The organism is Candidatus Neomarinimicrobiota bacterium (assembly GCA_030743815.1).
Lineage (GTDB): Bacteria > Fidelibacterota > Marinisomatia > Marinisomatales > S15-B10 > UBA2146.
In genome coordinates, this window is the sequence record JASLRT010000020.1 from 1 (window position 1) to 4,006 (window position 4,006).

Annotated in this window: 4 protein-coding genes; 2 read left to right on the forward strand and 2 right to left on the reverse strand. The window is 47.6% G+C overall.

From position 1 onward, the window contains the following. Together QF669_01765 and QF669_01770 are read right to left on the reverse strand one after the other, a co-directional pair. On the reverse strand, positions 1-252 hold a 252-nt coding region (locus QF669_01765; protein MDP6456171.1), incomplete at its 3' end, for an adenosine deaminase. Between the two features lie 4 nt (positions 253-256). Continuing rightward, entirely contained in the window at positions 257-2,152 is a 1,896-nt protein-coding gene (locus QF669_01770) for an oligopeptide transporter, OPT family (protein ID MDP6456172.1), read from the reverse strand. Between the two features lie 184 nt (positions 2,153-2,336). Here QF669_01770 and QF669_01775 point away from each other — a divergent pair, with 184 nt between their 5' ends. Both QF669_01775 and QF669_01780 read left to right on the forward strand, forming a co-directional pair. Next, entirely contained in the window at positions 2,337-3,830 is a 1,494-nt protein-coding gene (locus QF669_01775; GenBank protein ID MDP6456173.1) for a PEGA domain-containing protein, read from the forward strand. Further along, a partial coding sequence (locus QF669_01780; protein ID MDP6456174.1) for a hypothetical protein occupies positions 3,823-4,006 on the forward strand: 184 nt, incomplete at its 3' end. The genes QF669_01775 and QF669_01780, both read left to right, overlap by 8 nt.

The following is a 4,006-nucleotide window of genomic DNA, read 5'->3' on the forward strand; positions in this document are numbered from 1 at the left end:
CACACGGACAAGAGCTTCCGGCGTCTGGAGGACACTCAGCGTAATCTCGAATCTCTTTAAGTACTCTTCAAGTGTGCCACGCTTTTTACCGATTGTGAGGATCTTGGTGAGCTGATCTATGTCATTAGACGGAAGCTCGACTTTCTGCTTTTCAGCCAGATCAATGATTGTGGGTACACGAAGTGAGCCGTCCAGATGGCAGTGGAGTTCCACTTTAGGTAGTCGTTTAAGCAGTGCTAATGTGATTTTCATAATTTTATCTGGAAACGGATCGGTAGAGCCAGTAAACCACGGCTATAAAGGCTACCGGTCCAATCAGTTCAAAACCTTCGAAATGGGGCCACCAGTCCTTGTTATTGCTGATAAAAATAGGAACGGCTACCAGAATTCCCATGAGAGCTTCTCCGGTTATCAGTCCTGAAGCCAAAAGCAGTCCTTTTTTATTGTCACCTTTAGAGGCTCTTGCTTTTTTGCCTAGGTGATTTATCATTCCGCCAATGAAGATAGGTACCGTTAATGTAATGGGAAGATAGATTCCTACTGCCACGGCCAATACCGGCACTCGAAAATCGGAACCTGCTTTTTCCTGCCGAATATCAATCAGGATGATGATAACAGCAATGACTGCGCCAATGTAAACGAACGTCCAGGGCAGACTGCCAGTAAAAACGCCTTCCGCCACGGATTTCATCAAGGTGGCTTGAGGTGCTGAGAGTGCGGGAGATCCAATCGTATAAGCCGTATGCAGAATATCTAAGACCAATCCCAGTACGACTGCGGCACTGAGCGTACCTATGATCTGCATGACCTGTTGTTTCCACGGTGTCGCACCGACAATGTGACCGGTTTTCAGATCCTGCATATTATCACCGCCGATAGCTGCCGCGCAGCAGACAACTGCTCCTACCATGATTGCACCGGCGGCACCCACAGGGGAACCTGCTCCGAGAAGCGCTAAAAGCAGGAGCGAAGAAAAGAGTATTGTGGCGATTGTAACGCCGGAGATGGGATTGTTGGAAGAACCTACTACTCCCGCCATGTAGGAAGCGACAGCAGAGAAAAGAAATCCGAAGATCATCATAACCACTGTCAAAAGAGCTGCAATGCCGGCGGACTCTATGATTCCGAGATAAAGCAGGAACACCGGGATCAGCAGAACCAGCAGTCCCACTCCCACATAATTGATTGGCAAGTCCATCTCTTGGCGAGAAAGATTAGCACCGGATTTCCGCTGGCGGATCGCTTCCAAGCTTGTCTTAAGACCGATAATGAGCGGTTTAAATAATTTGATGAGCGACCAGACTCCGCCTACGACCATTGCGCCTACGCCCAGATATCGAATTTTGGTATTCCAGATAGTCCAAGCTGATTCTAAAGCGTCACCTTCGAATCCATTAATTGCGGAGTAGATTGGAATTGCTACAGCCCAGGAAATCAACCCGCCGGCCACGACTACAATTCCGATATTTCTACCGACGATGTAGCCCACCGATATCAGAGCAGGAGAGAGGTCTGTACCGAGTCCAAAAATTGAGCTGAACATGGGCTTCCCTGCTCGTGAGGCAGTCAATACTGCTGCTCCGGCCACTTCCGCATGCCACATGGCAAAACCTTGTTGACACAGCTTCATGACACCGCCTACAAGTCCAGCGATTCCGATTATTTTAATTCCGCCGACTGACTCTTCACTCTGTCCTGATTTGGCTTCTTCACCTGCCTTTAACACTTCAGCCGTGGCGATTCCTTCCGGATATTTTAGCTTGGCAACAATGATCAAAGCTCTTCTCAACGGGACGGTGAACAGCACACCGATGACTCCGCCAATGGCCGCAATCTTGGCGACTTCTACATAATCAAATGTCTGCCAATAGCCGAGTAATACCAAAGCCGGGATGGTAAATATCACTCCCGCAGCCAGCGATTCCCCGGCGGAGGCTGCTGTCTGGACGATGTTGTTCTCCAGGATGTTTGACCTGCGGAACATGCGCAACACACCCATGGATATCACTGCTGCCGGAATGGAGGCGGAGACGGTCATACCGGCGAAAAGTCCCAGATAAGCGTTAGCACCGGCCAGGATCACGGAAAGTAAAATTCCGAGGATGACTGCTTTCAGGGTGATCTCGGGGAGGGATGTGTTGGAATTATTCATAATGAGTGGCGAGAAAATAGATTGACCTCTTCAGGAAATCAAGGAGAGAATCGATTGTTGCTTTTCAAAATGTAGTTCAGATCACATCCTATTCTGACTATTGTCACGGCAGGTATCCGTGTTGTTAAAGTGTGTACTATCAAGTAAATTTCATTTATATTGGAGTAGTATGAATAGTCATAGGATGAATAAACTTAAAATAGTACTATTTCTCCTTCTCGCTGTAGCGTTAACAACCCCTCTTTATACCCAGAAGACCAATATAGCTATACTCCAGTTCGACGCCGAAAATATAACTGGGTCAGAAGCTCGAATACTGTCTGACCGCTTACGAACAGAGTTGCTTAAAATAGGTGCATTCAACGTTGTAGACCGTTCCGCTATGGAGGAAATCTTACAGGAACAGGGATTTCAACAGACGGGTTGCGTTTCTGATGAATGTATCGTTGAAGTTGGAAAGTTGGTTGGTGTCGAACTGATGGTAGGAGGATCTATTGGTAAGATTGGTACGATTTATACTATTTCAGCAAGGATGATTGATGTTAAAACGGGAAAAATTCTGTCTCAGCAGTCTTTGGATTGTCCCTGCCCCATTGAAACACTGTTGACTGAATCCATGGGTGAGGTTGCAGCTGGCCTGAGCGGAGCCAAGATAGTCAAGCCTATTATACCACCACCACCTGCAGTTGGATCAGCTCTTTTCACATCTCAGGAGGAGAATGTAACCATCCTGGTGAACGGGGAGGTGAAGGGAACTACACCTCTAACCCTGTCGGACCTGGAACCGGGACAGCATAGCTTTGCGGCGAGAAAGAGTGGATTCAGGGACTACACAGGACAGTATACAATTGAAGCAGACGGCATGACCGAAATTTCTATTCCCCTTATTTGGAAAGCTGGTACGTTATCCATTTTGGCTTCCAGACCGGGGCAGAAGTTTGATTTTCACTTTGGAGACGAGATTTATGAAGGTATCGGCAGTAAGCAGCTGTCATTGGGTGAGGGGGACTATACCTTCACCATCAAGGAATACGGATACCAAGATCTGACGCAGAAGGTTTCAATCGGTGACCGGAGGGCTGCTGTTGTAAAAGTAGTTAATAAACCTGTGATGGTTCCGGCGTACTTTACTGTCTACCCTTCGTTAGCAACGGTCACTATCAATGGCAAGGTTACCGAGATATCATCCGGCAATTTGACGCTGCCCTTTGGCCAGACATACACAGTGACCGCAAAGGCACCCAAGTATTCAACGGAGCAATCTTCCTTCGAGATTAAGGAGATTGAAGATGTGAAGGTGGATTTGCTTCTCAGTCCTAAATCGAAGGTGACCACAGGAGTGCTGTCTACCTTGATCCCTGGTTCAGGTCAGTTCTACAGTGATAACTCCAAAAAGGGATTAATATTCATGGTGGCATCGGTTGGACTGGCAGCCGTGCTCAACGGTGCTAATAGCAATTATCAAGAAGAGCATTCACTGATGGAGGACTATCAGCAGGATTACCAGAATGCTACCGACCCTGCATATATTGCAGCCACCTGGGAGATTTACCAGGACCAGGTGAATACCGTTAATGACGTAAAGGCGCAGCTGGTCGTATACGGTGTTGTTCTGGGGGCTACCTGGATTGCCAATACGCTTGATGCCTGGTTCTTCAATGGAATACCCGATGAATAGGCCAAGAGTAAAACTTCTACTCATGCTGTCTGCAGCTCTGTTTTTCTTCACCTGCGAAAAGCTGGAACCGGTAGCTGATAACCCGCTAGATCCTGATAACCCAGACTACGATCCGCCTGAGGTGCTGATTTCAGAAGGACCTGCAGAGGGAGAGACTATTGAAACTTCTGCTGTTA

Bases quoted from the DNA above. Each gene is read 5' to 3' on its own strand.
- QF669_01770 (MDP6456172.1), bottom strand. From the start codon at position 2,152: ATGAATAATTCCAACACATCCCTCCCCGAGATCACCCTGAAAGCAGTC.
- QF669_01775 (MDP6456173.1), top strand. From the start codon at position 2,337: ATGAATAAACTTAAAATAGTACTATTTCTCCTTCTCGCTGTAGCGTTA.